This is a genomic window from Nocardia sp. NPDC023852 (genome assembly GCF_040639505.1).
GTDB lineage: Bacteria > Actinomycetota > Actinomycetes > Mycobacteriales > Mycobacteriaceae > Nocardia.
Genome location: NZ_JBFAAB010000003.1, coordinates 392,361 through 413,795 on the forward strand (window position 1 = coordinate 392,361; position 21,435 = coordinate 413,795).

17 protein-coding genes and 1 tRNA gene are annotated in these 21,435 nt (G+C 65.4%); 7 read left to right on the top strand and 11 right to left on the bottom strand.

Annotation, left to right across the window (positions count from 1 at the left end; genetic code table 11):
• Positions 1–82: 82 nt before the first annotated feature.
• From AB0H00_RS09385 to AB0H00_RS09400, 4 genes are all read right to left on the bottom strand, one after another.
• A complete protein-coding gene (locus tag AB0H00_RS09385) occupies positions 83–3,289 on the bottom strand; it encodes a type I restriction endonuclease subunit R (protein WP_357263358.1) in 3,207 nt (1,068 codons plus the stop codon).
• Positions 3,289–4,458, bottom strand: coding sequence for a restriction endonuclease subunit S (locus tag AB0H00_RS09390; RefSeq protein WP_357263361.1), 1,170 nt, complete (start codon positions 4,456–4,458; stop codon positions 3,289–3,291). Before AB0H00_RS09390 ends, AB0H00_RS09385 begins: the two co-directional genes overlap by 1 nt.
• On the bottom strand, positions 4,451–6,031 hold the full coding sequence (locus AB0H00_RS09395; protein WP_357263364.1) for a class I SAM-dependent DNA methyltransferase: 1,581 nt from the start codon (positions 6,029–6,031) through the stop codon (positions 4,451–4,453). The genes AB0H00_RS09390 and AB0H00_RS09395 overlap by 8 nt, the downstream gene beginning before the upstream one ends.
• Positions 6,032–6,114: 83 nt before the next feature.
• On the bottom strand, positions 6,115–8,046 hold the full coding sequence (locus tag AB0H00_RS09400; RefSeq protein ID WP_357263367.1) for a hypothetical protein: 1,932 nt from the start codon (positions 8,044–8,046) through the stop codon (positions 6,115–6,117).
• A 166-nt stretch (positions 8,047–8,212) separates the two neighbouring features.
• Here AB0H00_RS09400 and AB0H00_RS09405 point away from each other — a divergent pair, with 166 nt between their 5' ends.
• Together AB0H00_RS09405 and AB0H00_RS09410 are read left to right on the top strand one after the other, a co-directional pair.
• Positions 8,213–8,467, top strand: coding sequence for a hypothetical protein (locus tag AB0H00_RS09405; RefSeq protein WP_357263370.1), 255 nt, complete (start codon positions 8,213–8,215; stop codon positions 8,465–8,467).
• Between the two features lie 161 nt (positions 8,468–8,628).
• Positions 8,629–10,035 carry a Fis family transcriptional regulator gene (locus AB0H00_RS09410; RefSeq protein ID WP_357263372.1) on the top strand — a complete coding sequence of 469 codons (1,407 nt, stop codon included), beginning with the start codon at positions 8,629–8,631 and terminating at the stop codon, positions 10,033–10,035.
• 366 nt (positions 10,036–10,401) lie between these two features.
• Here the strand turns inward: AB0H00_RS09410 and AB0H00_RS09415 are convergent.
• The 4 genes from AB0H00_RS09415 to AB0H00_RS09430 form a co-directional block, all read right to left on the bottom strand.
• Positions 10,402–10,474, bottom strand: a tRNA-Arg gene (locus tag AB0H00_RS09415).
• 119 nt (positions 10,475–10,593) lie between these two features.
• Positions 10,594–11,364: a DUF1542 domain-containing protein gene (locus tag AB0H00_RS09420; RefSeq protein WP_357263375.1), complete on the bottom strand. Its 771-nt coding sequence runs from the start codon at positions 11,362–11,364 to the stop codon at positions 10,594–10,596.
• Positions 11,365–11,405: 41 nt separating this feature from the next.
• Entirely contained in the window at positions 11,406–12,917 is a 1,512-nt protein-coding gene (locus tag AB0H00_RS09425) for an NAD(P)/FAD-dependent oxidoreductase (RefSeq protein WP_357263378.1), read from the bottom strand.
• 80 nt (positions 12,918–12,997) lie between these two features.
• Positions 12,998–14,140 carry an acyl-CoA dehydrogenase family protein gene (locus AB0H00_RS09430; protein WP_357263381.1) on the bottom strand — a complete coding sequence of 381 codons (1,143 nt, stop codon included), beginning with the start codon at positions 14,138–14,140 and terminating at the stop codon, positions 12,998–13,000.
• Between the two features lie 311 nt (positions 14,141–14,451).
• On the opposite strand from AB0H00_RS09430, the gene AB0H00_RS09435 reads away from it, so the two are divergent.
• Together AB0H00_RS09435 and AB0H00_RS09440 are read left to right on the top strand one after the other, a co-directional pair.
• Positions 14,452–14,724 (top strand): hypothetical protein, encoded by a 273-nt coding sequence (locus AB0H00_RS09435; RefSeq protein ID WP_357263384.1) that lies wholly within the window; start codon positions 14,452–14,454, stop codon positions 14,722–14,724.
• 30 nt (positions 14,725–14,754) lie between these two features.
• The gene (locus AB0H00_RS09440; protein ID WP_357263387.1) at positions 14,755–16,395 is read left to right on the top strand and encodes a long-chain fatty acid--CoA ligase; all 1,641 of its coding nucleotides are present in this window, start codon (positions 14,755–14,757) and stop codon (positions 16,393–16,395) included.
• 15 nt (positions 16,396–16,410) lie between these two features.
• Here AB0H00_RS09440 and AB0H00_RS09445 read toward each other — a convergent pair whose 3' ends face one another.
• The 3 genes from AB0H00_RS09445 to AB0H00_RS09455 all read right to left on the bottom strand — a co-directional run bounded on the left by AB0H00_RS09445 (position 16,411) and on the right by AB0H00_RS09455 (position 18,602).
• Entirely contained in the window at positions 16,411–16,959 is a 549-nt protein-coding gene (locus AB0H00_RS09445) for an HD domain-containing protein (protein ID WP_357263390.1), read from the bottom strand.
• A gap of 125 nt (positions 16,960–17,084) precedes the next feature.
• Entirely contained in the window at positions 17,085–17,477 is a 393-nt protein-coding gene (locus tag AB0H00_RS09450) for an SCO5389 family protein (RefSeq protein WP_357263392.1), read from the bottom strand.
• Positions 17,478–17,540: 63 nt separating this feature from the next.
• Positions 17,541–18,602 carry a nitronate monooxygenase gene (locus AB0H00_RS09455; RefSeq protein ID WP_357263394.1) on the bottom strand — a complete coding sequence of 354 codons (1,062 nt, stop codon included), beginning with the start codon at positions 18,600–18,602 and terminating at the stop codon, positions 17,541–17,543.
• Positions 18,603–18,834: 232 nt separating this feature from the next.
• Here AB0H00_RS09455 and AB0H00_RS09460 point away from each other — a divergent pair, with 232 nt between their 5' ends.
• The 3 genes from AB0H00_RS09460 to AB0H00_RS09470 all read left to right on the top strand — a co-directional run.
• Positions 18,835–19,653 carry a M23 family metallopeptidase gene (locus AB0H00_RS09460; protein WP_357263397.1) on the top strand — a complete coding sequence of 273 codons (819 nt, stop codon included), beginning with the start codon at positions 18,835–18,837 and terminating at the stop codon, positions 19,651–19,653.
• A gap of 142 nt (positions 19,654–19,795) precedes the next feature.
• Complete coding sequence (locus AB0H00_RS09465; RefSeq protein ID WP_357263400.1) at positions 19,796–20,779, top strand: LuxR C-terminal-related transcriptional regulator; 984 nt, start codon at positions 19,796–19,798, stop codon at positions 20,777–20,779.
• A 341-nt stretch (positions 20,780–21,120) separates the two neighbouring features.
• The coding region (locus tag AB0H00_RS09470) for an AMP-binding protein (protein ID WP_357263402.1) at positions 21,121–21,435 on the top strand (315 nt) is incomplete at its 3' end.

The window sequence follows — 21,435 nt, forward strand, 5'->3', positions numbered from 1 at the left end:
CTCCGCATCTAGCAAAGCAGTGCCATGCATGTCAGTGTGGGCTAACACAGAACCACCTGCTACGAGCACGTCGATGTTGTCCTCATGGCGTCGCCAGGCGCTTGTCCTCGGCGTACTTCGGTGCCAGTACTTCCATTTGGTCGATGACCTGGCGAATGGCGGCGGGCTGCTTGTCCGGCGGGTAGCCGTACTTGCGGAGTAGGCGCTTGATGGTCGAGCGGAGTTTGGCGCGGACGTCGTCGCGGACGGTCCAGTCGGTCTTCACGTCACGCTTCATCACGGCGACCAGTTCTCGGGCGATATCGCCGAGGACATCGTCGCCCAACTCGATGACAGCGGACTCGTTTTCGTGGACGGCGTCGTAGAAGGCGAGTTCGTCTTCGTCCAGGCGTGGGTTGAAGGTCCCCCCCCGGTCGCGTTCTTTCGCCGCTTCCCGGGCGAGCTCGATCAGCGCGGAGATGACCTGAGCGGAGGTGAGTTGCTGGTTGGTGTACTTGTTCATCAGTTCACGCAGGCGTTCGGAGAAAGCCTTCTGTCGGACCAGGTTGTTGCGGGTGCTGTGGCTGACCTCGGCCGTCAGGGCGTCGCGGAGAGCCTCGATAGCCAGGTGGGGATGTTCGGCTTCGCGTGCCTGCTGCTCGAAGTCGACGGTGAGGTCGGACAGCGACGGTTTGGGCATGCCCGCCGCTGCGTAGATGTCGATGATCTGGCCGGAGGCGGTGGAGTCGGCGAGCAGCTTGTCGAGGGCGCGTTTGATGTCGGCGGGCAACGGTCGGCCTTCGGCTTTGCGTTGTTCGGCATCGTATTTGGCCATCCAGACCCGGACCTGTTCGTAGAACTGGATTTTGGGTCGCAGGTCGGTCAGGGTTTCCGAGCCTCGGCTGACCGCCCAGGCGCGGCCGAGTTGGTTGGCTAGGTCGCGGAACCGGTCGGCGAGGGTCGGGTCGCCGGCGGGGACCTGGTTGCCGGGTGTGGTGGGGGATCGAAGGTACTCGAGAGTGCTGGTGACGACGCGCATGAATTGCCCGGGCTTTTCGACGAGTTTCGTCCACCACGGATAGCCGGCGCACAGGGCGTCCAGTTGGGCGACTAGTTGCCGGGTGAGTTCGACGACCTGGTCGGGTGTCGACTGAACGGGCTGTTCGCGGCCCGCGGTGCGGGTGTACTCCTTGAGTGCGGCTTCGAGGTTGTCGGCGATCGGTGCGTAGGCGACGACCAGGCCGTCCTGTTTTCCGGCGAAGGTTCGGTTGACCCGGGCCAGGGTCTGCATGAGTAGCGCGCCTTGGATCGGCCGGTCGAGGTAGAGGGTGTGCAGGGGCGGGGCGTCGAAACCGGTGAGCAGCATGTTCTGCACGATCACCAATTCGAGGGGGTCGTTCTCGTCCTTGAGTCGATTGGTGATCGCCTTGTTCTGCGACTCGCGACGCACATGCTTCTGGATCGGTTGCGGGTCCTTGGCGCTGCCGGAATACACGACCTTGATCACGCCTTGGTCCAGCGCGTCCGATTCCCACTCCGGTTCGAGCGCGATGATCTCCTCGTAGAGGTTCGCCGCGATCTCGCGGGTAGCGCACACGATCAGCGCTTTGCCGTTGCCGCCGATGTACTCGTCCATGACCGCGCGGCGGTTCTTCCAGTGCTCGACGAGGTCCTTGGCGACCTTCTTCAACCGTTCGGGTGCCCCGTAGAGGGCGTTGAGCACGGTCACCGACTGTTCGATGCGTCGGCGTTCGATGTCGTCCAAGCCGACCACCGCGGCGTCGGCGGCACCGTCGATCTCGGCATCGGTGACCTCGGCGGCGACCTTCACCTCGGGTAGCCGTGGTTCAAAGATAACCCGCACTGTCGCACCGTCGTCGACGGCACGGGCGAGGTCGTAGACGTCGATGTACTCGCCGAAGACATGGCGAGTGTTGCGGTCCTCGAACGAGATCGGGGTGCCGGTGAACGCGATCAGCGTCGCGTTGGGCAGCGCCGACTTCAGGTGCGCGGCGTATCCGTCGAGGTCGTCGTAGTGGCTGCGGTGGGCTTCGTCGACGATCACGATGACGTTGCGTCGGTCCGAGAGCAGCGGGTGCTCCAGCCCGGATTCCTTCTCCTGCTTGGTCAACCCGAACTTCTGCAAGGTCGTGAACAGGATTCCGCCGGTCTGCCGGTCCGCCAGCGCGGTCCGCAGTTCCGCCCGGCTGCCGATCTGCTTCGGTTCCTCTTGCAACAGTGCGGATTTCGAGAACGCGGCGTAGAGCTGACCGTCGAGTTCGGTGCGGTCGGTGACCAGCACGATGGTCGGATTCTTCAACTGTGGCTTGGTGCCGACGAGATGGGTGTAGAGCTCCATCTCCATCGACTTGCCCGACCCCTGCGTATGCCAGACGACCCCGGCCTTGCCGTTACTGCGCATCGCCTCGATGGTGCAGCCGACAGCCTTGGAAACCGCGAAGTACTGGTGCGGCTTGGCAATTCGCTTCTGCAGGCCCTGCGGGGTCTTGTCGAAGGCGACATAGTCGCGCTGCAATTGCAGGAACCTTTCGGTCTGCAACACCCCGTCGACCAGGTACTCCAACTGGATGCCCGCGTCCTCCTCCTCGATGCGCGTGCCGAACGCCAGTGGCTCCCCACTGTCGTCGACATTCCACGGCGAATAGTGGTTCAACGGGGTGAACGGGGTGCCGTAGCGGGCAGTGACACCGTCGCTGATCACGGTGAGCACGGTGAACCGGAACGCCATCGGGAACTCGTCGAGATAGGTCGCCAGCTGGGCGTGCGCGGACGCCAGGTCGGCAGCCTGCGCACCGGGGTTCTTCAACTCGACGATCACCACCGGCAGACCGTTGAGGTAGAGCACCACGTCGAAACGCCGCCGGTGCTCACGCGAGCGCACATCGACCTGCCGGACCGCGAGGAACTCATTGTCCTCGACCTGCCCACCGATGAAGTGGATGGTCGGATTCTGTTCCACCCCACGGTGATCGACATAACTGATCCCTGTGTACCCGTTGATCAGGATCTGATGCAGCCGAAAGTTCTCCTCGATCGCCCCCTGCGACTTCGGCGCCAACACCTCCGCCCGCGCCTGCTCCAGGAACTCCACCGGCACACCAGGATTCAGCTGCCGCATCCGCTCCAACAGACGCCCCTGCATCACCAGGTCCTGCCAGGATTCCCGGCCCAAATCCTTACCCGGGGCAATGTCGGTGCCAGCCAACGGCTGCCACCCGTGCAAATCCCCCAACCGCTCGATCATCATCTGCTCGAGCTGGTTCTCACTGACACCGACATTTTCGGTCATTAGGCTATCGCTTCCACTTTCTTTTCCGTATCTTTGACGCGGAGTTTTCCGGACATAAGTAGAGGGAGGAGCTCATCGCGGGTTCTGGCGAGGACTTGCGAGTCCTTCCGTGCGCTGTCGACACGCTTTCCCAAGCAATCGATCAGATCGCGTACCTCCGCGTTGAGGGAGTCGGGGTCGCCCACGTGAGCTGCCAGAATTTCTGCTGGCTTCACGCGCTGATGACTTCCTGACGTGCCAGCTACTCTACCTGCGATGTGGGTCATCACCTCGGGCTGGCATAAAAGTGACCACAACACTGAAGTTGAATATCCGATCGGTTCCAGCACGACAAATTCCGTGGATGCAACAGCCTGGTTATGTCCAATTTCAACTACGTTCCAGACTCGTGGAATCCTAGGATTCAGCTTAGAGATTAGTACGCTCGGATTGGTGAGCGTGAATTTGTTGCTCTTGATGGACTGCGCACGCTCGATCGAAGGCTGGGCGGCGCCGTCGAAAGCGGGCAGGCTGTAATGCGCGACCGTCTCTTGAAATTTGTCTGGACTTGTTGGCCGGGTAGAATGTGTCGCGATTCTACCGACCTCGGTCGAGCTCGTTGCACCGCTGGCGTACGCAATCGCCAACTTCTCGCCGCAGGTGATCGAATGCTCATTAGCGGCGATCTTGTCATCGAGCGCCCCCAACACCTCCGCAATCGCACGCTGGGTCGCCAACGCTGGGATCGCAACTGGCCAGCTTGGCATTGTTGCGAGTCCGATTCGCTGCACAGTCGCGCCGTGAATTGTATTTTGTGCGATCCTGCGTTGAAACTGGGGACTCAAGTAAAAGTACAGCAAGAATCGCGGGTCGACAAGCTCCCTGTCGGGTCGCAACAGGGCCATTCGACGGCCCAAGCAGGCGCGGATTCCCTCTGGCATAAGCGCGGCTTCGCCGAGTCGTGTTTCGTAGGAGAAAAGCAAGTCCCCAGGCTCTGGTGTTACCCGTCGGGTCCAGTGTGTGAAATCGCTCTCCGACAAGTGATCTGAATCCGTCAAATCCAAACGTCCGGATTTAAGGCTTGAGATGTTGAGGAAGTATGGCCCTGTGTCCAGGCGCTTCGGGGTTGCATGGGGGCCGTCGAAGAGCTGACCTAAGCGCCCAAATGTTGTATGTATCAGGTTATCCATTGAGTCGCTCCAGCTGAATTCGAACGGTCGCTTCGAGCTGTGCCGAGAGGTCGAATGCCGCCAAAAGCTCCTTTCGGAGTCGACTTACCTTCGAATCGAGTGGTTCGTCGTCCGCCTCGTCGGCAGTGGCTCCTACGAAGCGCCCGGGTGTTAGTGCATACTCTGCCGCTTTGATTTCCTCCACAGTCGTCGACTTGCAGAATCCCGGCACATCCTCATACGTAAGCCCCTGCACCGCAGCCGACCGCGTCCCTCTCCAAGCGTGGTACGCATCCGCGATCTTCGCGATGTCCTCGTCCGACAATGCCCGCTCGGCCCGATCCACCATGTACCCGAGCTCCCGGGCGTCGATGAACAACACCTCCCCGGTCCGGTCCACAGCCCCACCGTGCCCGGCCTTCTTGTCCTTGGCGAAGAACCACACGCACACCGGAATCCCGGTCGACCGGAACAGCTGGGTGGGCATCGCGACCATGCACGACACCAGGTCGGCTTCGACGATTCGAGCGCGAATGTCGCCCTCTCCGTTGGAGTTCGACGCCATCGACCCGTTCGCCATCACCACGCCGGCGGACCCGTTCGGGGCAAGCTTGTAGAGCACATGCTGGATCCAGGCGTAGTTGGCATTGTTGGCCGGTGGCACGCCGAAGACCCAGCGGGGGTCTTCGATATTGCGGGTCCAATCCTTGATGTTGAACGGGGGGTTGGTCATGACGTAGTCCATGGCTACGCCAGGGTGTTGGTCGCGGGCGAAGGTGTCGCCCCAGCGGGCGCCGAGGCCCTTGTTGTCCATGCCGTGAATGGCGAGGTTCATTTTCGCCAGCCGCCAGGTTTCCTCGATGGCTTCCTGGCCGTAGACGGCGAGGTCTTGAGCGTCGCCATGGCGGTATTCGACGAATTTCTCCGACTGCACGAACATGCCGCCCGATCCGCAGCAGGGGTCGTAGATGCGGCCACTGCTCGGTTCGAGTACTTCCACGATGGTGCGGACCACGCTGGGTGGGGTGAAGAACTCGCCGCCGCGTTTGCCTTCGGCGCGGGCGAAGTTGCCGAGGAAGTACTCATACACCTCGCCCATCAGGTCGCGGGCCTTCTGGTTGCCGTGGCGGCTGAACTTGGCGCTGTTGAACAGGTCGACCAGCTCGCCCAGGCGTCGCTGGTCGATGTTGTCGCGGTTGTAGATGCGGGGGAGGGTACCGAGCAGGGATTCGTTGGCTCCCATGATCGCGTCCATCGCCTCATCGATGAGCAGGCCGATCGACTTCGGCGACTCGCCGGGCTCGTTGCGGCCCTTCGCGTACTTCGACAGGTAGTCCCAGTGCGCGTTGTCGGGCACTAGGAACACCCCGTAGCCCTGGTATTCGTCGGGGTCGTCGAGGTCCATCTCGAGTTGCACGGGATCGGCATTGTCGCCGCCGAGTTCGGTACGCAGGACCTCACGGCGTTCGTCGTAGGCGTCGGAGACGTACTTGAGGAATACCAGACCGAGGATCACGTCTTTGTACTGGGCCGCCGACAGCGACCCGCGGAGCTTGTCGGCCGCCTTCCATAGCGTGTCCTTGAGCTCCTTCATGGTCGACGGTGCTTGCGCCACATTGTTTTTCCGCGTCCTCGGGGGCACCCGGGACTCCTCTCCTCGTTGTCCGACAATGTCTTTCACGCCCGGGTTTCAGCCGTTGCTGCCGGGACATCCAGGCTCACCGTGCCAGCGCCGATCCCGCTGATCAGGGCGCGGCACAGATCCTCCATCGCATCCTGCCGCCCGCGCAGGCGTCTGGTGTAATCGGCGGCATCGGCGAGCACCGACTCCAGACGCTCGGATTCCTCGGCGGGCAGAAGTGGCACTACCCAGGCACGCCAGTCGGTGTGGTGGGCCGGCACATCGTTGATCAGCGCGGCCAAGATATACGGCCCGATCCCGGCCCCCGGTGCCAGTCGGAGGATCCGCGACGGCGACAGCACCCGACTCCCGCCAGTGGGGTCGACGATCGCGCGCGGCGGGTGATCGCTGAAGACGACATCGCCGGGTTCGGTGCGATTTGCGCGCGGATAAAGACGTTGCGCGTCCAACGGGTCGAGCCGGAACGCTTCGACACCGTGGTGTGCTGACAACACTGTCACAGTGCCTTCCGGACTGCCGTGTGACGGGTCAATCCGATTGCCGGTACGAAGGTGTATCAGCCCAAGTCTCGACAGCTCGCTGAGTGGTCGCTGGACGATCTCGCGTGAGCTCGCCGCGGCCCCGGCGTGCACGTCGAAACCCGGATCGAGTTCGGAGGTGACCAAGGTGGCGGTATACACGCGGTTCAGGTCGTCGATCGTCTCAGGCGTGCGCAGCCGCACCGCCAAAGCGCCCGGTGCCACAACCTCGCGTCCAGCTCGGATGTCGCTGAGCGGGACTTCCTTGCCGTAACGGTAGGCACGCGCTTCCCGGTCGGTGCGATCGCCGAACGCTGCGGCCAAGTCAGCGGCGAGAGCGTGGTGGTCGAGATCAGTTGGCCGGATGGTGCCGAGGTCGGCGACCATGGGAAGGCTGGTCTTGGCGCCGCCGTGGAATACCCAGACGCCGAGTGCTTGCCGGTGTGCTTCCTTCCACAGCCCGCGCGGCAGCTTGAACGCGGCGATCAGACCACCAGAACCCAGAGTCTCCGCCCGCTTACCCGCCAGGGTGTCCTGCCGTCTCCCGACGCGCGGAATCGCGTCGCACAATACCGCGGCCGAGCCAATGATCACCGCGATCTCGTCCCGTTCAAGCCCAAGGAGCGTGTAGTCGACGTCGTCGACGGCCTGCGCTGACTCGGTGCCGACCACCGACAGCAGCCGGACTCGGGGACCGACCGCGACGGTGTGTTCCCGTTCGCGAATCACCATGCGGCGTCGCAAAGCACGTGCGTCGCGACCATCGCCGATCGCGCGGATCTCGAGTTCGGGGTCCGCGTCGGACAGAGCCAGTACCACCGCCGGTGCGTCACCGCCGGAGACCAGTTGCACACCGTCGGTACCCAGTTCGGCTCGACACGCGCCGATAATGGTGCCAAGCAGTTCGATCGCGTCCGAGGTGAGGTCCCGAAGCGCGAGTTCACGTCCGGCACGGGAGGATTCGAGCTTGGCGAGGGCGTCCGCCCCACCGAAGCTTGCCGCCATCAAGCCGTCGATGAACACCCGTGCCGCGCCGGTGTCGCCGAGGGCCGCGATCTCGCTGGCGAAGGACTCGTCGGCGGGATCGAGCTCCCAGGCGAGGTTGACGCATTCCTCGTCGGTCAGGTGAGCCAGGTCGCCGACCAGGTGTCGCACGCACAGCAACGTCACCAGGTCTTCCAAGGACCAGCCTTCGGGAGCGCCGACAGTCGCGGCGTCCAAGCGGGCTTCGGCGTTCTTGCCCCGGCCAGTGCGTTCGAGATAGTCGACCACCTCGGATCGGTCGAAGCGAGCGATGCCGCCGACCTCGGCGACCGGCTGCGGAAACGGGATGAGCTGCCCACGAACCGACTCCCGGTTACGCCACATCGACACCACAGCCCGCTCGACTTTTGCCAGGTCGGCGATGTCTTGCAGCGTGAGCGTTGGTTCGCTGGTCGGCTGGTCCATGGGTACCCCTTCATCTTCCTCGTGGATCGGCACCGACACTACGCCCCTGCGGTGAATGGCATAAAACTAGAACACTGATAAACGGGCTTATCAGTGAAATGCATCGACAGTTGTTGTGGGCTAGCTCATGGTGATCTCACACCGCACACCGAGCGAGGAAGTCACCATGAGCGGACATCGCACATACCGTCCCTGTCAGCAGTACCCGCCCCGATTGGCGGCGGTGCGCCGAAGGCTCGACCTGCACACCGGCGCGGATCTGGCGCAGCTGCCGCCGCTGGTCCGGATCGCTCGATGTGGGTCGGGGAAGCTGAAGTACTTCACCTTCGCCGACGCCGACCTCGCGCTCGCCGGTATCGACGCATCGAACCCGAACAGGCGCGAACAGCGTGTCTATCCGTGCCCGCTGTGTCCTGGCTGATCTCACCAGCCAGGACCGCCATGACCGGGCGGCAGCGACGGAAGATTCAGTCTAAGAACAACATTCACCCTCGGCCTGTCCTAGATCGAGAAGTCCACTTATCACCATGCGGTGCGACAACCAGTCGCGCCGCTCCCCAACGCGCCCTCGCGAGGAGAACCATGAACCACAACGCGCACTTCACCGACAACAACACCGCCCTGGCCATCGAGCAGCTGATCCTGCGTGATCGAGACGTCCTGCGTGAGGCTCAGCGCTGGACGAGCGGGCATCGCGGTCCGATCGTCGACGACACCGAGACCCTGGCCGCCGCCGACCTGTCGGCGTTCATCACCGAGGTGGTCAAATGCGGAGCCGTCGCGCTCGCTGCCACCGGTCAGGCCAGCGATGCCAAGGAACTGGAACGGATGGTCGCCGAGGTGGGTGAGAAGGCCGCCGCGTCGGCGGCCAGGGCAGCGGAGTTGACCGGCCAGGCCGCGAAGGATGCCTCGGCGGTGATGGCCAAGACAGTCGATTCCGCCAAGAAGGCGTTGGCTGAGGCTGATGCGAACTGCCGCAAGGAGATGGCGGCGACCGTCAACTCAGCCACCGCCAACATCACCGATCAGGTCAATCGGCTCTTTGGCGGGTCGGATCCGGAGTTGGTTGCTCGCCTGGAACCGGTACTCAAGCAGTTCAGCGCCGACTTGACGATGAAAGCCGCCGTCGGCACTCAGGAACTGATCGCGACCGCGACCAAGCAGTTCGACTTGAATGACCCGACTTCGCCGATCGCCAAGCACACGGCCGCGCTCGATGCTCGCCAGCTCCAGATGAGCGATCTGCTGATGGCCAACCACGCCGACCTGGCCAAGCGGTTCGAGGAGATGACAGCCGCGCTGAAGGTGCGGGAGGCGAAGGCGGCTCTCATCTCGATGACCACGCGTAAGGGCGACTCGTTCGCCGCGGGAATTCACCGGTTCATGGAACCCATCGCGGCCGGTCTCGGTGACGAGTACTACGACACCGGCGCGATGGTCGGAGCGCTGCCGCGCTGCAAGAAGGGCGATGGCCTGCTGACCACCGCCGAGGGCGCGCGCGTGGTGGTCGAGATGACCGACTCCCTGCGGTCGGGGTGGAGCGACTACCTCGTCGAAGCCGAACGCAACCGCCAGGCCGCCGCATCCTTGGGCATCGTGCGGTCGCCGGAACAGAACGGCGGCGAGACGCTGCGGGTGCTCGGCCCGCGCCGGGTGGTGCTCGCCTTCGATCCCGACACTGACGAGCCGGACCTGTTGCGCGCGTGTGTGTTGCTGATGCGCGCAGCGAGCGTAACAGTGGTCGCGCGCAGTGGCGGCGAACAGTTGGCGACCGCTGCCGAGAAGGTGCAGAGCGCACTGTCCAAGCTTGAAAAGCTTGCTACCGCAAAGAAATCCGCCGACGTAATTCGGCGTGAGGCCACCAAGATCGACAAGACCGTGACCGACTTCGCGACCGAGGTCGAATTGGTGCTCGCCGAAGCGGTCACCGCCCTCACCATCAGCGCCGGGCCGACGCCCTTGGGCGTGGTCAACACCGACGTCGCCTGAGCCCGGATCCACCAGACCGGTGGATCCGGGTTGAATGCCCGCTACCGCAGAGCTGTGCGGGCCCCGTTGGCACTTCCCGACCGAGCAGGCTTGAGGTGGAAGCCCGCACTGAACGCGTTCGCGATCACTTTCGAAGGCCGGATCACCCCGACTGGAAAACTATCACCCACCGGGGTCGGATCGGCCATTAATCCGACACTCCCGTCGTTGCTCCTGCGCGCTATTCCGTTGTCCGATGTCGTTCCCATGTTCGCTGTGCCCTACTCGGCACACCCGACAACGCGGCTGACCTGGGGTTTTAGGATGGGGGGTCCGCCGAATCGCGAGAAGAAAGCGGTTGACCTGCGGAAACACTGTCGCAGGTTGTGCCCTCGGCAGGATTCGAACCTGCGACACCCGCTTTAGGAGAGCGGTGCTCTATCCCCTGAGCTACGAAGGCTGGTCGTGGTGGGTGTTGAGTCCACCGGGGACGTGGGCAGTCTACCGGGTCGAGGGCTGGGAGGCCGCATCGCTTTCCAGTGGGGTCGAAAGTAGCAGTTCCGGGCGGTAGTCGGCGAGTCAGAATCCGCCGCCGCCGTCGTAACCGCCGCCGCCGTCGTAACCACCGCTGTCGTAGCCGCCACCCTGGTCGTACCCCGCGTCTGATCCGCTGCCGTCGTCAGCCGCGAGCCCGTCCTGGTACCCCTCGCCGTATCCGCTTTCGAACCCCTGCGCGTCGTAGCCCACCCCGGACATCCCGGAGAACAGCGACGTGAACAGCACTGCGGAGCCGAGGCCCCAGGCGCCGCCGACCAGGGCCGGCTTCCACCAGGGCTCGGAGTACCAGCCCGCGGGGACCGGTCGTCCGGCGACTCGTCCGCCGGGATAGTAGTTCGGCGTCGCCGACGAAGGCTCGGGCGAGGTCGCGATCTTCCTTCCGTCGTACTGGACGACTCGCTTCTCGCTGACCTGCCCGGCGGTGTCCTGCCCGTCGAGCGCCGCTACCGCGGGGCCTGGGTCCATGCTCATAGCGGTGCGTGCGGCCCTGATGTAGTAAAGACCTTCCAGCGCAGTCTGTTTCGCCAATCGCGCCTGCGCAGGGGTGCGGGCCTGATCGAGTTGCGATCCCGCCGCGAGATGCCGTTCTGACGCATCGGCCAATGCCTGCTCAGCCGCGTCGTTGCTGCCGCTGAGCGTGTAGACCTGGCCGCCGAGTCGCTCGTTCACCTGCCGTGCGTCGGCGAGCGCGTCGGCGAGTTCGGTCGCAGCGCGCTGTTTGCTCCGCAGCGCTTGCCACACCAGTAAGGCACCCAGCGCCACAATTACCACGACGATCAGTAGCCACCACACCGTGCACCTCTTCCGTTGCCTCGACCCCGGACAGTGCCAGTTTACTGTCGGCTTGCTGAGACCGGGCTGAGTGGGGAAGGGCAGGACACGGTGGCGGGTGCCTGGGCCTCGTCATAGTCGGCAGGGTCGAAAGTTTTTGTCTTCCAGCGGTAGAGCAGGGTGGCGCCGGGCCAATTATTCGTGATTCGTCCCGCCGCGTTCCGGTACCAGCTGGAGCAGAAGTTCCACGGCGTACTTTTCAGCCGCTTCTGCAGCCAGTCGTCCCAACGCTGCTCGGTGGCGGCGCGGGCGGCGAGATAGTGCCCGGGCCGGGTGGTGAGGTGTTGCACCACCTGCCGAATGTAGCGGGCCTGCGATTCGAGCATATAGATGATCGAGCCGGAGCCGACGTTGGTGTTCGGACCGTACATCATGAACAGGTTCGGGAAGTACGGCACGGAAACGCCCAGGTAGGCGCGCGCGCCGGTGTCGCCCCAGACATCGGACAGTTTGCGCCCGCCGAGACCGTGGATGTTCATCGGTGCCAGGAACTCGGTGCCCTTGAACCCGGTGCCGTAGATGATGACGTCCACCTCGTGCTGGACGCCGTCGGCGGTGCGGATTCCGGTCGGCGTGATCGCCTCGATCGCGGTGGTCTCCACGGTGACGTTCGGCTGCGTCAGTGCGGGGAAGTATTCGTTGGAGAACAGGCCGCGCTTGCAGCCGGCCGCGTAGTCGGGTGTCAGCTTCGCGCGCAGTTCGGCGTCGGGCACCTGTGCGGCGCGGTGCCGATCGGCCAGTGCGATGACGGGGGTCTTCACGGCAGGGATGTCGGTGAGCGCCAGCGCCATCACTTCGAAGAAGGACCAGATCGCGAAGCGCTCCGCGAGGCGGCTGGGCGGGACGTGCTTGAACAGCGCGTGGTGCACGGCGTTGTACTCGACGTCGGCCTTCGGCAGCACCCAGGCTGCCGAACGCTGGAACAGCGTGAGATGCGCGACCTTCGGCTGTATGCGCGGGATGTATTGGACCGCGCTGGCTCCGGTGCCGATGCAGGCGACGCGGGTGCCTGTGAGGTCGACCTCGTGGTTCCACTCCGCGGAGTGGAAGGCGGGGCCGGCGAAGGTGTCGATCCCCGGGATATCGGGCAGGGCGGGACGCGACAGCTGCCCGACGGCCGGGACGAGGATGTCGGCGGTGAGCCGCGACCCGCCGGCCGTGCCGATAGTCCACTGGCCGGTGTGCTCGTCGAACTCCGCGTCGGTCACCTCGGTGCCGAAGCGGATGAAGCGCTCCAGGCCGTGCTTCGCGGCCACGCCGCGCATATACGCGTGGATGTCGCGTTGTTCGGAGAAACGCCGTGGCCAATCCGATTTCGGTTCGTAGGACCAGGAATACAGCGGCGACGGTACGTCGCATGCCGCGCCGGGGTAGGTGTTCTCGCGCCACACGCCCCCGAGATCCTCGGCGCGCTCCAGGATGGTGAACGTGTCGAGCCCGGCCCGCCGCAGCTCCAGTGCCATGCCGAGCCCGCCGAAACCGGCTCCGATGATGATGATGGACGGCGTTGTCATACCTCGAGCGTAAGACGCGAATCCGCAGGTCCGAAGACATCCGCGGTCAGCGAATTGGTATTTTCGGCCATGTCGGGTGATCAGTTCTCGGCCAGATGACGGGCGATGACCAGGCGTTGGATCTGGTTGGTCCCTTCGAATATCTGCATCACCTTGGCCTCGCGCATGTAGCGCTCGACGGGAAAGTCCTGGGTGTAGCCGTAGCCGCCGAACACTTGGACCGCGTCGGTGGTGACCTTCATGGCGGCGTCGGTGGCGACGAGTTTGGCCACGCTGGCCTGGCGGGAGTACGGCAGGCCCATGTCACGGCGCCGCGCGGCGTCGATATAGGTAGCGCGTGCGGAGTCGACGGCGGCGGCCATGTCGGCGAGTACGAAGCCGAGGCCCTGGTGGTCGATGATGTGGCGGCCGAAGGTCTCGCGTTCCTTGGCGTAGGCGACGGCCTCGTCCAGGGCGCGTTGCGCCAGACCGGTGGCGATCGCGGCGATGCCCAGTCGGCCGGAGTCCAGGGCGCTGAAGGCGATCGAAAGTCCCTGTCCTTCGGCGCCGATCAACCGTTCCCCGGGCAGGAACGCGTCGTCGTAGGCGGCGGTCGTGGTCGGCACGGCACGCAGGCCCATCTTCTCCTCGGGCTTGCCGAAGCTGAGACCTTCGGCGTCCCGCGGGACCAAGAAGCAGGAGATGCCACGCGAGCCTTCGCCGGTGCGGGCGAACAAGGTGTAGAAGTCGGCTCGGCCGCCGTTGGTGATCCAGGCTTTGGCGCCATTGATTCGGTAACCGCCCTCGACGCGAGTCGCCCGGCAGCGCAGCGCGGCCGCGTCCGATCCGGCGTGTGGCTCGGAAAGGCTGTAGGCGCCGATGGTCTCGCCGGAGAGCATCCCGGGCAGCCAGCGCTGCTTCTGCTCGTCGGTACCGAAAGCGAACAGCGGATGGCACGACAGGCTGTGCACGCTGACCGCGACCGCGACGGCGGCCCAGCGGGCGGCCAGTTCCTCGAGCACCTGAAGGTACACCTCGTACGGCTGGGCGCCGCCGCCGAACTCCTCTGGGTACGGCAGGCTGAGCAGTCCGGCCGCACCGAGTGCGGGGAAGGCGCCGTCGGGGTAGGTCCCGGCCTTCTCGCAGTCGACCACCCGCGGCTCCAGCACCTTGTCGGCGATGTCGCGGGTCAGTTCGAGCAGATCCCTGGCCTCGGGGGTGGGCAGCATTCGGTCCACTGACATGTCGTCTACTCCGGCGGTCACTCGGTGCGTTGTCTCGTGACTCACAGTAACCGCGGCCTTGCCGAAGCCTGCCTTCCTTCGGTTCAGCGGTCCGCGCCCCACGTCGTGCTGAAACCGAACACCGCCGTGGTCCACGCGTATCCGGCGCACAGCGGGTCGGACCGGCCGCTTCGACCGGGTAGCCGAGCTGACCAGCGGAGGCTGATGGCGGCCGCACGTCCGGCCGGATCCCGCCGGCGCCTCCCCGCTGCGCCCTACTGTTGGGTAGCATCGCCGATGTGATGTGGCTCATGGTCGGTTCGTGCTGAGACATGCCGGCGCGCGTACCGAACCTCTCCACGGTTCCCGACCTGGCCCGATGGAGCCACATCCTCGAGCATCTCGACTCAGGTACCCGGCGCGCCCTCGGACCTCTCGGCTTCACCGACAACGTGGCATGGACCGGACCCGAGCGTGTGCTGTCGTGCGCCATGCTCGCCGGCGGCACACCGATTCTGGACCCCGAGGTGATGCCCTGGATCGGGTTGCCCTACGGGATCACGTCGGAGACGCCGCAGGTTGCCGACACCGACTTGGCTTTCTGACGGGAAGTCACTGAAGAAAAAGGAGTTCCGATGTTGAGCACCATGCAGGACGAGCCGTTGTCGCTGGCCACGTTGCTGCGCTACGCATCGACGTTCGTCGGCGATTCCACCGTGTCCACTTGGACCGGTACCGGCGTGCGCACCATGACCTACCGCGAGGTCGGCGCCGAGTCGGCACGGCTGGCGAACGCGTTGCGCGGGTTGGGGATCGGCGTCGGCGACCGGGTCGGCACGTTCATGTGGAACAACAATGAGCATGTGGTCGCCTACGTCGCGGTGCCCGCGATGGGTGCGGTGCTGCATGCGCTGAACATCCGGTTGTTCCCGGACCAGGTCGTGTACGTGGCCAACCACGCCGAAGACCAGGTGGTGCTGGTCGACGGCACGCTGGTGCCGATGTTCACCCAGTTGCTGCCGCACATGAAGACAGTCCGCCACGTCGTCGTGGTCAACGGGGAAGCGGCCACGCTCACCGCGCCGGACGGTGTCCAGGTGCACTCCTACACCGAACTGCTCGGTGCGCAGCCGGATACCTACGACTTCCCGGTGATCGACGAGCGGTCCGCCGCGGCGATGTGCTACACCTCCGGCACCACGGGCGACCCGAAGGGCGTGGTGTACTCGCACCGCTCCAACTGGCTGCACGCGATGCAGGTTGCCGCGAACAACGGCATGGGTCTGATCGGCACCGACACCATCCTCACCATCGTGCCACTGTTCCACGCGAACGCATGGGGCCTGCCGTATGCGGCGCTGATGTCGGGCGCGAGTCTGCTCATGCCGGACCGCTTCCTGCAGCCGGGGCCCCTGCTCGAGTGCATGGCCGACCAGAGGCCGTCCTTCGCCGCCGCCGTGCCCACGATCTGGGGTGGGGTGCTGGCTGGTCTCGCAGCGAAACCACAGGACATCACGCACCTGCGCTCGGTCGTGGTGGGCGGCTCGGCCGTTCCGCCGTCGATGATGCGCGCCTTCCGGGACAAGCACGGCGTGCGGGTCCTGCACGCGTGGGGCATGACGGAGACCTCGCCCCTGGGCAGCGTCGCGCATCCGCCGGCAAGTGCGCTCACCGAGGAAGAACAGTGGCCCTACCGGGTGACGCAGGGCCGGTTCCCGGCCGGCGTGCAGGCTCGCCTGGTCGCCGACGATGGCAGCGTAGTCCCCACCGACGGCGAATCGCTCGGTGAGCTGGAAGTACGCGGCCCCTGGATCGCCGCTTCCTATTACTCGCCGGACGGCGTCCCGGTGGACGCGGAGAAGTTCCACGACGGCTGGCTGCGCACCGGCGACGTCGGCAAGATCAGCGGGGACGGCTACCTCACCCTGGTGGACCGCTCCAAGGACGTGATCAAGTCAGGCGGCGAATGGATTTCGTCGGTGGACCTGGAGAACGCCGTGATGGGGCACCCTGCGGTCGCCGAGGCGGCCGTGATCGGCGTGCCGGACGAGAAATGGGACGAGCGGCCGCTGGTGGCGATCGTGCTCGCCGAGGGCGCCGAGGCGAAACCCGAACAGCTGCGCGAGTTCCTGGCGGACAAGGTCGCGAAATGGCAGCTGCCGGAACGCTGGACGTTCATCGCGGAGGTGCCGAAGACCAGCGTGGGCAAGTTCGACAAGAAGCGGCTGCGCTCCCAGTACGCCGAGGGCGACTTGGACGTCACCACGCTCGGCTGAATACACCGCCTCACGTCACCACTTCAGCATCGGCAGTGGTGACGTGGGGTTGGTCCACAGTCGCCGCGCGACCAGCCGCACCAGTGCGCGATGGAAGCCGTGGTCGGGATATCGTTTTACCAGGTCACGGTAGGTCGCCCTGGATACGCCGAACCGGCCGAGCAGTCCCAGCTCGACGTCGATCGCATCGGCGCGGCGGAAGATCTCCACCGCGTCGTCCGGTGTACCGGCGGCGCGGATTTTGTGGTGCTCGGTGATCATCGGCACCACCCTCTCGGTCAGGTCGCTCCGGTCGATGCTCGCCAACCAGGCGCGTGCGTGGTCGCAGGAGGGCGCGAGGTAGTCGAAGGTACCCGCCGACCAGATGCCGATGTCGTGCAAGGCGGCGGCGGTCAGATACTCCTCGCGGCTGCTCGGTGGGGATTGCTGATCATCTGCCAGAAGATCGCACAGGGCTAGCACGCGCAGCACATGATTGGTGTAGCCCGCACCGTCCCCGCCGAGCTGTTGTCGCCACGGCGCCAGCCTGCCTTCGATCTCATCCCGAAGATCGTTGCTGCTCATGCCGGTTCACACTACGCGAAGGGCCGGAAGGCAGACGGTGTCGACGCGCGGGGTGCGATGCTGACAAGAGAACACCCGGCGCAGGACGAAACAGTTTGCCGCGCCGGGTGTTCAGAGTTTGCCGATCAGCAGTTGCGCAGCTCCGGGTTTTGGTTGAGCAGCTGGGCCCTGGTGCCGATGAAGGTGGTGTAGGTATCGCCGCCGACCGCGGAGATCGGGAACGCGGCGACCCGGTGGCAATTCTGGAAGGCGAGCTTCACGCCGAAATGCCGTTCCAGCCCGCCGCGGATCGCGTCCGAGGCCATGGCTCGCAGCAGCTGCCCGCGGGCGACCTCGTCCGGTGGAGGAACCCTGTTGTCGGCGAATTCGGCAGTGCCGGACTTCAAGTCACCGGCGACTCGGCTGACGACTTCCCAAGCGTAGGGCAGCGAATCGCGCACGACCTCGACGAAGTCGGCGTCGTCGACCTCGCCGCGCTCGGCGCGTTCGAGTAGTTCGGTGGGGACATCGAGGGACATGGCGCTTTCCTCCAGGGATAGACGGTCGATGCGATGCCCCTCGACTTTAATCGAAAGTCGTTGTCAACAAGGCTGGATTCGACGCGAAAGCGCTGACTCCAGTGCGTTTTTCGTGTCGGCGGCCAGCGCTCGCACCAGTTCACCCGCGGGCAACTCCGGTGCCAGGGCGTGTGTTTGCCCAGCCCACAGGTTCACCTCGTCCGGGTTGCCGGCCGCCCGTGCTGCCGCCCGCAGCGGGGCGGTGGCGTAGTGGATCTCCGGGTACGCGGCAGGCGCCGCGGTGTGCTCGATCATGAATCGGTTACGCAACCCGCGCGCTCGGCGTCCAGTGAAGGCGCGGGTGAGCATCGTAGGGGTGTCCTGGGTGAGCGTGGCGCGGTGCACCTGATTGGTGCCCGCCTCGGGGCAGCGTAGGAACGCGGTGCCGAGCTGTGCGGCGGCGGCGCCCGCCGCCAGCGCCGCGGCGATGCCTGCGCCCGTGACGATACCGCCGGTCGCCACGAGCGGACGGTCGGTGGCGGCGGTCAGGATCTGCACCAGGGCCAGTAGCGTCAGCGGGTCGGTCGCGTCATCGGCTGGTCGGTCCACGAAGGTGGCGCGGTGCCCACCCGCCTCCGCGCCTTGGGCGATGAGGACGTCGGCGTCCGCCTCGACCGCGACGCGCGCCTCGGCCGCCGACGTCACCGTCACCCACACCTCGGAGCCGACGGCATGCAGCCGTGCGATCTCCTCGGTGGTCGGGCAGCCGAAGGTGAACGAGACGGCCGCGACCGGATCGGCGACGAGCAGGTCGAGCTTGGCGTCCCAGTCGTCGGTGTCGAACTTTGCGTCCCCGAGCTGATGGTCGGCGCCGAGTTCGGCGAGATAGGTCGAGAGGTCCGCGGTGGGAGTCTCGGGTCCGGGCACGAAGAGGTTGACGCCGAACGGCTTGTCGGTCGCGGCGCGGGTCGCGGTGATCCGCGCGGCGGTGTCGGCGGCGCTCAGATAGCCGGCCGCCAGCTGGCCGAAACCGCCCGCTTCGGCGACCGCGGCGGTGAGTTCGGGAGTGGAGGGGCCGCCCGCCATCGGGGCCAGCACGATGGGGACGCCCAGTTGGTGGATGATCACGGTCCAAGTCTCGCTCATGTGGACATGTGACCCAGCGCTCATCAGCAACTTTTTCGCAAAAGGTTGCGGAATGGTCACGACGAGGTAGAGTTCCCATCACAACGGACGCCGAAACGTTATCTAGCTCAGCTTCACCGGATCGTTATCAACCGGTCGACGCCAAGCATGGCATCCGGGACGGACCCCTGTTCTTCGAGGCAAGGACGCAGCTTTGTCGCAGCACCGTGTAGGCCCCAGTTCTATTACCGTCATGAGCCTCATCGGCGATGGTGTCACGGGTCGGCCGACACGGCACCGCGCCGAGCCGTCCTCTGCTGGGCGGGTGAAGTTCGCTGCGAGCGTCGTGGTTGCCACCGGCGCGCTGATCGGCACCGCCACCCAGGTCACCTACGCGTCACCACAGCTACCCGGTGCGCACGACGCCGACGATGAGGCGGTCGAACAGGTCACCGCAAAGGGCACCGGAATCACGCAGGTCGCCGAGCTGAAAACCGCGCAGGAGCCGGTTGTCGAGGCTGCGGCGGAGCCCGCTCCGGCCGCCACCCAGGTTGCCGCACCAGCGGCCGCTCCGTTCGGCATTCCGAACCTGCCGCCGGAGGTCGTCGCACCGCTGGCTCAGGCCGAGGAGGCCCTCCGGGGTGTGCAGCAGCAGGTCGCTCCGGCCCAGGCGGTACGCCCGGTGGGGGGCGAGATCAGCTCAGGATTCGGCAGTCGCTGGGGTGCCATGCACTACGGCCTCGACTTCGCCGACGCGCTCGGCGCGCCGATCCACTCGGTCAGCAACGGCACCGTGATCGAGGCGGGCCCGGCATCCGGGTTCGGCCTGTGGGTGCGCGTGCTGCAGGACGACGGCACCACCGCGGTCTACGGCCACGTGAACGAGATGTTCGTCCACGCGGGCCAGCGGGTGAACGCGGGCGACGTGATCGCCACCGTCGGCAACCGGGGCCAATCGACCGGTCCGCACCTGCACCTGGAGATCTGGAACCAGGGCGGCACCAAGATCGACCCCATGCCTTACCTGGCAGCCAAGGGCGTGCCCATGCAGTGGGGCCCGACCGCGCACTGAGTTCAGTTGCCGGGCTTGCTGTTGCGACGATCACGCCGGTGTCTACCGCGGGTTGTCCGCACTGCGGCGGCACGATGAGCGCTTCGAGAGTCGGTCTGCTCGAGCCGCCCCACAGGCATCGGTCGGTCGTTAGGCTCGGGCCGTGACCGAGCTGGGCGACATCTTCGATCCTGGATCACCGCATGGCCGCACCTACGCCGTGCTGGTGCACCATCCGCGATCGAGTCTCGCCGATATCGCGCAGTACCTGGGCATTTCGGTAGACCTCGCCGCGGACTCGTTGGATCTGTTGTGTGAATTGCACGCCGCAGTCCGCATCGAGTCGCCCGACGGCGACCCGGTATGGGACGCGCACGCGCCGGAATCGTTGTCCGAAGCCGAAGCGCGGTGCAGGCAACAAGAGATCAACCAGATGCATGCTGCCGCCGCGCGTCTGAGCGAGACGTTTCGTTCGGTGCGCCGCTCGCCACGCGGCAGCGGCGCCGTGGTGCCGGTGTTCGAGCGCTTGGAGATGCTCGCGGATTTCGAGGAGATGCAGACCGGTGCGCGCGCCTGCGTCAAGCTCGTCGAACGCGGACCCTATCTCAGTGATTCGGACCGTGAGCGACAGTTGTTCCAGCTCAAACGGGCCAGGATCGCCGAAGGCATCCGTTACCAGACCCTCTATCAGGACACCGTCTACCAGGACCCGGAGCGCCTGCGGCACGCACTGTCCACCAATGCCAGTGGGGCACAGGCCAGAACGCTGCCCGAACCGCCGTTCAAGCTGATCATCAGCGACGACGAACGGGCCAGCCTGGTGCTGCACGCCGACGAACGCAGGCCCGACCCAATGGGTCTGCGGATCACCGGCTCATCCACGCTGGACCTGCTGATCAAGACCTTTGACGTGCTCTGGGCCCTGGCCGCGCCCATCTCCGTGAATCCGACCGCGGAGGCGCTGGACGAACGCGACCGGGCGATCCTGACCCTGATGGGTCTCGGCGCCACCGACGACACCATCGCCCGCAGGCTGGGGATGTCCAGGCGCACCGTGGTCCGCCGCACCGCCCGGCTGCTGGAGCGGCTCGGCGCGAGCACCCGATTCCAGGCGGGCGTGCAGGCCACCCGGCGTGGATGGTTGTGAACGAGCTCATCGTTTCGGCTACTCCCGCGACATGACAGAACCTGCGTCGATCCCACGGCAGGCATCGGGCAATGCGCCTCTTCCATGAGAGATCGGACGGTGTTCGACGAAAGGATGGCCGCACCGAAGGGGGCGGCCCGCAGCAGCGGAAGCCGTGGCAATCCAATCGCGAGTGGCTACCGGTCAGTCCCCTTATATGATTGCTCGGACCGCACTGGTCCTGGACATCATGCCCTGATCTGGGTAGGGCCGGGTCCTGGCTCGATGCGAGAGGTGAATGCACTCGAATGGAAACCGCCCGTCGATCCGCTCGAGGTAGCCGTCGCCGCAGGTCGAGCAGTTTGCTTTTCGGGCAGTTACTCACCGCCGCGGTGGAGTCCGCCGCCACTGAGGTCGCGATCAGGTTCAATCCGACGGGAGATCCCGCCGATGATCGCGAGTTGACCTATGCCGAGTTGGACTCGGCGTCCTCGCGGCTGGCGAGGGAGTTGATCGAGCGTGGTGTCGGTCCGGGCGATGTGGTCGCTATCGGCATCGCGCGCAGTGTGGAGTCGGTGCTCTCGGTCTGGGCGATCGCGAAGACCGGCGCCGCGTATGTGCCGGTGGATCCGACGTACCCGACCGACCGGATCAACCACATCGTCTCCGATTCCGGT

Bases quoted from the DNA above. Each gene is read 5' to 3' on its own strand.
- AB0H00_RS09390 (WP_357263361.1), bottom strand. From the start codon at position 4,458: ATGGATAACCTGATACATACAACATTTGGGCGCTTAGGTCAGCTCTTC.
- AB0H00_RS09430 (WP_357263381.1), bottom strand. From the start codon at position 14,140: ATGTCAGTGGACCGAATGCTGCCCACCCCCGAGGCCAGGGATCTGCTC.
- AB0H00_RS09425 (WP_357263378.1), bottom strand. From the start codon at position 12,917: ATGACAACGCCGTCCATCATCATCATCGGAGCCGGTTTCGGCGGGCTC.
- AB0H00_RS09440 (WP_357263387.1), top strand. From the start codon at position 14,755: ATGTTGAGCACCATGCAGGACGAGCCGTTGTCGCTGGCCACGTTGCTG.
- AB0H00_RS09445 (WP_357263390.1), bottom strand. From the start codon at position 16,959: ATGAGCAGCAACGATCTTCGGGATGAGATCGAAGGCAGGCTGGCGCCG.
- AB0H00_RS09410 (WP_357263372.1), top strand. From the start codon at position 8,629: ATGAACCACAACGCGCACTTCACCGACAACAACACCGCCCTGGCCATC.
- AB0H00_RS09395 (WP_357263364.1), bottom strand. From the start codon at position 6,031: ATGAAGGAGCTCAAGGACACGCTATGGAAGGCGGCCGACAAGCTCCGC.
- AB0H00_RS09400 (WP_357263367.1), bottom strand. From the start codon at position 8,046: ATGGACCAGCCGACCAGCGAACCAACGCTCACGCTGCAAGACATCGCC.
- AB0H00_RS09405 (WP_357263370.1), top strand. From the start codon at position 8,213: ATGAGCGGACATCGCACATACCGTCCCTGTCAGCAGTACCCGCCCCGA.
- AB0H00_RS09385 (WP_357263358.1), bottom strand. From the start codon at position 3,289: ATGACCGAAAATGTCGGTGTCAGTGAGAACCAGCTCGAGCAGATGATG.
- AB0H00_RS09450 (WP_357263392.1), bottom strand. From the start codon at position 17,477: ATGTCCCTCGATGTCCCCACCGAACTACTCGAACGCGCCGAGCGCGGC.
- AB0H00_RS09460 (WP_357263397.1), top strand. From the start codon at position 18,835: ATGAGCCTCATCGGCGATGGTGTCACGGGTCGGCCGACACGGCACCGC.
- AB0H00_RS09435 (WP_357263384.1), top strand. From the start codon at position 14,452: ATGCCGGCGCGCGTACCGAACCTCTCCACGGTTCCCGACCTGGCCCGA.
- AB0H00_RS09455 (WP_357263394.1), bottom strand. From the start codon at position 18,602: ATGAGCGAGACTTGGACCGTGATCATCCACCAACTGGGCGTCCCCATC.